The sequence below is a fragment of the Paenibacillus pectinilyticus genome, from assembly GCF_001700435.1.
Taxonomy (GTDB): domain Bacteria; phylum Bacillota; class Bacilli; order Paenibacillales; family NBRC-103111; genus Paenibacillus_E; species Paenibacillus_E pectinilyticus.
In genome coordinates, this window is sequence record NZ_LYPC01000008.1 from 20,708 (window position 1) to 27,056 (window position 6,349).

Annotated in this window: 4 protein-coding genes; 3 read left to right on the top strand and 1 reads right to left on the bottom strand. The window is 39.6% G+C overall.

Going from position 1 to position 6,349, the window contains the following annotated elements; translation table 11 throughout:
• Nucleotides 1-12 precede the first annotated feature (12 nt).
• A complete protein-coding gene (locus A8709_RS01900; RefSeq protein WP_065850514.1) occupies nt 13-723 on the top strand; it encodes an AAA family ATPase in 711 nt (236 codons plus the stop codon).
• A 64-nt stretch (nt 724-787) separates the two neighbouring features.
• On the opposite strand, the gene A8709_RS01905 is transcribed toward A8709_RS01900, so the two are convergent.
• On the bottom strand, nt 788-4,564 hold the full coding sequence (locus A8709_RS01905; protein WP_065850515.1) for an S-layer homology domain-containing protein: 3,777 nt from the start codon (nt 4,562-4,564) through the stop codon (nt 788-790).
• Nucleotides 4,565-4,788: 224 nt separating this feature from the next.
• On the opposite strand from A8709_RS01905, the gene A8709_RS01910 reads away from it, so the two are divergent.
• A complete protein-coding gene (locus tag A8709_RS01910) occupies nt 4,789-5,151 on the top strand; it encodes a hypothetical protein (protein ID WP_065850516.1) in 363 nt (120 codons plus the stop codon).
• 195 nt (nt 5,152-5,346) lie between these two features.
• Complete coding sequence (locus A8709_RS01915; protein WP_065850517.1) at nt 5,347-6,201, top strand: hypothetical protein; 855 nt, start codon at nt 5,347-5,349, stop codon at nt 6,199-6,201.
• Nucleotides 6,202-6,349: the final 148 nt, after the last annotated feature.

The following is a 6,349-nucleotide window of genomic DNA, read 5'->3' on the forward strand; positions in this document are numbered from 1 at the left end:
GAGCTGATCATCATGTACTTGCGGGGGCTTGAAATCCTGAGGAATGCAGAAACGGATACCAAAGCTTATCCATTCTCAATTCCTGCCGTGAACACATTAACAACCCTTTCGTTCCGATCGAAAGTTACATTTCTTGTAGGCGAGAATGGTTCGGGTAAATCCACACTTCTTGAAGCAATTGCCTATCAATGTGAATTTAACACAGCTGGCGGCGGGAAAAACAATACCTACAATGTGGATGCTTCGCACTCCGTATTAGGTGAGCACCTTCGACTTTTCTGGCTGCCCAAAATCACAAATGGTTTCTTCCTGCGCGCAGAGACCTTTTATCATTTTGCCAGTCATTTGGACACCATGCCCGAAAGTCTAAGATACTACGGCGGACGCTCCTTACATGAGCAATCGCACGGTGAGGCCTTTCTTTCGCTGTTTAAGCATCGCTTTGGCAAAAAAGCCATTTACTTGCTCGACGAGCCAGAAGCAGCACTATCCCCAGCCAGACAGTTGGCCTTATTGCGCGTAATTAAAGATTTGGAGAATGAAGCCCAATTCATCATTGCCACCCATTCGCCGATCCTTCTGGGATACCCGGATGCGCAAATTATTGACTTCGATGCCCAGCCAGTTGATGAAATCCGTTATGAGGATACGCTTCATTATATTCTTACTAAGCGATTTCTGGAGAATAGGGAGATGATTTTGGCGGAGCTTTTTGAGGATTAACACGGGTTGAAGTAAATACCAAAAAGAACTTCCAAGGCGGAAGTTCTTTTTAGTACATAATTAACTAGAAATTTAAATTAGTGATAAATCGGTAAAATAACAAGGCAGTTTGGCCGCGGTTAGTAGAAATATCTTTATCAAAAGTAAATACGTCGTCCAATTTGATGAGATTAAGTTTGACAGCTGTTGCTTCTGCGGAAGCTGCCCAGGCTTCTACTTGAATGTCCTTTTTAACTTTATCTATCAACTGTGCTTTTTCTACTTCAGTAAGCGTTGCTCCTGGATTCAAAAAGTGATAAGCATTCGCAAGCATAACTAACGCCTCTTGATGACTGATCTCTTGGTTTGGTCTAAACGTTGCATCCTCGTAACCACTTAGAAGTTCACGGGAGGCTGCTGTTAGGACATCCTGATAGAACCAATCTGATGCTTCAATATCTTTGAAATTTTGGGTTGAGGACTCACTTCCCTTTAACCCGAGTGCGCGTACCAATAAAGAGGCGAATTGCGCTCTTGTTACGGACTGCTCACCTTTGAAGGTTCCATCCTCAAAGCCATTAATGATACCTTTGGCTGCTAAAGAGCTCACAGCATCCTTCGCAAAGTAATCTTTCGAAACATCGGGAAATTCTTTGTTTTTCGCTTTGTACAACACATATGTCGAATTGCCGTTTCTCCACCACGTAGCCGTTTGCGACTTGTCTTCATTATGCTGAATCGTAAAGGGGACATTTATGAGTGTCTTTTTCTCGGGATTCCAGACAGCTCCTACTAGTATTTCATCATCATTAAGCTTAAAATCTGACGGTAAAACAACAGAATGTCCAATATATTGTGAAAATGTGTTCATAGAAACTTTTTGATTTTTCGAATCAACGGCATAAAGTTCAAAAGATAGCGGCGTTCCTACGAGCTTACTGCCGTCATGTCCCAAATAGGAGACAATATTATTTTGTTCAAGGTTAGCTAAGTTTTCAATCTGAAACTGTAGCTTAGAGTTATCTAGATCACTTATTTTTTGAATAACATCTTTTAGAACATTACCAGGTACTTTTATTGATCCAAGCGATGTTTTAATCTGAATAGTAGCATCTGCTTTCACGTTAAGCATATCAGAGAGTGCTTTAGCAGGCGCTAGAAAATCATATCCATCGACTTTTCCCTCCAATGAGATTTCGAGCGTGTTATTGCCATCTTTTAGTTGATCTGTGTATAAATTCTTCAGCTTTTCTGCTGTTATGCTGGAAGTGACGCGAAGACTATTATCTTGATGAACAAAGTCCCAATCAATAGGGCTGCTTGCACCGCCGCCACCGCCACCACCACCAGCGCCACCACTGCCGCCTGTGGAAGTCTTTGTTGAGAAGAATTTAACGTTCACATAATAAGGTTGTCGTCCATCTATCGTTTCAACGACAAGTGCAATTCCAAGAGCAGAATCAGGCACATTCTTTAAATCTAATTTAACGGAATACGTGGTCTGACCGGGTACTACTTCTCCAAGTGGCGCACCGAACATGTCATTGTTATCGATATAATAAATGCGGTAAACGGTTCCTACAGTTTCTTTCTTCGCAGGTTTCCAAGTTAACGTACCTTTGAATTCACCGGAAACATTACGGTCTTCTGTGAGATTAACTTGAGTTGGAAGATAGGTGGGTGCATCCCATAGTGGGAAAATAACCGGAATATTAATGAGAGTATTGGATCCGGAAATACCCTTCGAGTAGGAATAGACACCTAATGAAACAGCTTTATCTGGCACGAAATTACCATTCAAACTAAAATCCATTGTTCCATCGGGAAGGATTGTCATATTCGAAACACTGACATATCCAACGTTTTTTTGATTAGCATCTAAAAAGTTAAATTGATAACTCGAAATGCTGTCACTGTCTCTAGCAGGTTTCATATAAATATGGCCATTGATATAATTTTCTTGTGTATCTTCATCCCATAGTACTGGGGTTCGTGCAAGTAATTGTGTACGAATGAATGAATCAATATCTGACAGATTCGCAAATTTATATAACCCAGTCGTGGTTGATAGTAAGATTTCACCATTTTGACTAACAAAAGCTCCAGTAATTGAGAAAGGCAAATCTTTAATTTTTACAAAGGTATCTCGGTCATAGACAGCATTTTGACTGAAGACGAGTAAGCCTTTAGCGTATAGAACTGGTTCGGGATATGTACCGTATACTACGCCAGTAACACTGTATCTTTGATTGCCGTAATAAAACTGGTTATTGTCCTTTAGTAATTTTCCGGAGTACTGTGAATAATCTAATTGGATGACAGGGTTACCTGTTAGGTTGGTGGGATCAACTTGGAATATGCTGTTACCAGCATGCTGGGTGACGCTTCCTGCACCATACATGGCACTTGTTACTGTGTCAAAATATGCACCATCATACTGAAAACTAATTGGAAGATGTTTATCTGCTAGTGAATAATTTGTTCCATATGCTAAATTATAAACCCCCATATTTTCAAAGCCTTGTCCCCAATAATACATCAAGCCGTTCGCTGGATATACTCTATCGGGGTTGGATCCAATTAAGTAACTATTTATTGGCGTATTGTTTCCTGTTTGATAGACCGCATCTACTACTGCCAGATGTGTTTCTCCTCGAAGTGCAAAAAACAATTTGCCATTTTGTAGTTGGACATCTGTAGGATTAGATCCAATCAACTCCTGTTTTACTACAGACATATCACTTTTGCGAATAACGAGCCATTCATTGGTTACTTTTGATACCACATGAATATACGGTGATGAATCATCTGTTGCAAATGCAGATATAGGGTCACTAAATTTAATGTAATTACCTTTAGAATTGGATTGCATACTATAAGCGTGTGAGAGGTCAAGTTGATAGGCTTCAATCTTATTATGGCTGCTTCCATATTTACTATCGTATACATAAGCGGTTCCATCGTTATCTAGTAATCCATAAGAAATTTCATACGGAAGATCTGCCAACTTTACTCCTGTATCTATATTGAAAATCGATTGGCTTGTCAGTAGAAACTTCCCATTAATATCTAGTATTTTGGAATCCAAATAACTATAATCACCGTATCGTTTATAGGCTCCATTAATTTCTTTCAGATTTGAACCGTTTAATTTAGAACCTGCGTAAAATACGTTTTGACCATCAAAGATTATTTTACGATTAGGGAATTCAAAATAGGTACTTGAACTTAATATCGTATTAGTCAAATAATTATAGGCTGAAAGTTTAGAACTACTAAGCCCAGTTTCACCAATGTAAAGGGTGTTAGTAGATTCATCAGCTGTAAAGACAGCTTGATAGTGGTTTGAACTGATCTTTTCAATGTTTCCGTTGCTTCTGTTGTAGGAATAATTATCCCAACTAGAAGTACCATAGAATAAATAATCGGAAGTTACAGCCACCGATGTAGGTTTAACATTAATAGGAAGAGAAGGTCCCAAAGACTGCGTAGTCAGATCGACTTGTTGAATAAGGGTAGACCCCGACAATGCAATAAATAGTGTATTCCCATTACGTGCGATGCTCACTGGTTGTGAACCGACTGCTAGCTCTTTTTGAATCGTAAGATCTGAAGCCCGAATAAAATATAGCTTGTTAGTGCTGCTAGATACAGCATACAAATATCCTGTATTCCAGTCAGCTATCCAGTCGCTAATACCTTGAGAGAAGCCCAAAGTATTAACAGGTGTGGTTGTAGCTGTAACTGTAGTGGTTTCTGCTGCACGAGTGCTTGGGATACCTCCGATGAACCCATTAAAGGTGAAAGATAACATGAATACCAAAATAAGACTTATTTTGCTGCTGAACTTACTTAATTGCATGACGAGGTACCCTCCAGGTATGTAATATAAAGTATACTTCGCCATTGATGGTAAATTCCCTCTATTCCCTCTATTTTACAAAAAAATAATTTTCTGTGATCGATGATTTAGATTCTCTAATAAGAGAGAAGGAAGTAATATGGAAACTAACAGGAAAAGGTTGCAAAAGAGTATAAATATTCAAATAGACAAGTGGTGATATATGAATAGAGGTGAACTAATAGATGAAAAAAACAGTCCTCCTATCCGCTATCCTTCTTTTACTCTTATCCAGTTTTGTTCTATACCAGTTCCAAAAGCCCCTACTTTCCCAAAATGAGGCTATAGCTAAAGCGGAAAAATACCTAGGGATCGTGAATACAAAGTTGAATATCCAGTATCAAACCAAACGTGTAGAAGAGAACACCTGGTATATCCCGCATGATGACTTTTGGCACACCGTGGTGGGGAGCAGGAAATGGTCTGGTTTTATTGATGGCGTTGGCATAGAAATCGATGCGTTCTCTGGTGACTTTATCCAAATGGTTTTTCCGCTGGATGGCATCGTTACGAAGGAGGAACATCCGGATTGGTTTACATCCAAGTAATGGTCTAGGCATAAAAGAAGCTCATAAGAGAAGCCGCCTTGGTAAGGGGGCTTTTCGTCTTGCGTTCATACCTTTGAATTTAATTGGTAAATATTTCAATAATTAGACATAAAGTATGGGTGGTAGCTTCTGAATTAGGTGTAACATATTTGAAAAGAGGATAGATAACGGTTTGATGAACTAGGAGGAGAACGAGTGAAACTTCAAAAGTTAGTCATTCCTATACTAGGCGCAATGTTTTTGTTACTCTCGGCACAACCTTTGTTTTTAATGGGGCGAGAGTGGTATTACGGTAATCAGGTCAACGATGAGATTCAATTCGAACATATTTATGTGAATTCCATGGTGCTCGGCAAGGTGGAGATTCTGGGGAAAGGCACACCTGTCCCTTTTAATCGTATTTCACTGGAGAATTACTTATCTAACAATGGCGAGAAATTGCCAATTACATCGATGGAATCTTATAGGAAGTTAAATCACGATTGGCAGTCAGATCTAATTCACTATGCAAGAGTGTACAAATGGGAAGGTCAGACCATTCAAATTGAAGATCAATTTCATGCTGGTGTTTTTGGTGAATTTAGTCGTGAGCAAGCGAGTTTGAACATCACAATTAATCAAAATGATTGGTCTACAGAAGCTCCTATAGATATCAGACCGAATTATGTGGATGAAAATCGCTATCATGGATACTTTGGCGTTCTGGATGTAAAAGAGAAGGGGACCGAAAAGTTCGTTATTATTCAACGAATCTCGGGAACTGCTTTTACAACGGATAAAAATCTGGCATGGCGCATACTTCGTGTGGACCCTAATGGACAGGTACAGGAGGAACGGTTCACATACGACCAACGGAGTGAGAATCCACAGAGGGTGAATATGATCAATATAACAACGACTTCACCATTTGCCTTGGGATATCAAAGCAATATTCTGATGGGGTGGCCATCCCTATTCTTTCCGCTCATTTACCCGTTCGGGACGGCTATTTTAGGACTCATTTTTGTCATAATTGGCTTGGTAAAAGGAGTTCGCTCTACGTCAGCATGATGTTTCACTCCTGATCTCGTTGGACCTTTACCTAGCCTGTTCCACCTCAGTCACAGTCAGTGGATAAATGGATTTCTGCTCTTAGAATTAATAGTGGACGTCTCTTAGTGTAGCAGTAATAATAATCTTAACTATGACTAAGAGGTGT

Bases quoted from the DNA above. Each gene is read 5' to 3' on its own strand.
- A8709_RS01900 (WP_065850514.1), top strand. From the start codon at position 13: ATGTACTTGCGGGGGCTTGAAATCCTGAGGAATGCAGAAACGGATACC.
- A8709_RS01910 (WP_065850516.1), top strand. From the start codon at position 4,789: ATGAAAAAAACAGTCCTCCTATCCGCTATCCTTCTTTTACTCTTATCC.
- A8709_RS01905 (WP_065850515.1), bottom strand. From the start codon at position 4,564: ATGCAATTAAGTAAGTTCAGCAGCAAAATAAGTCTTATTTTGGTATTC.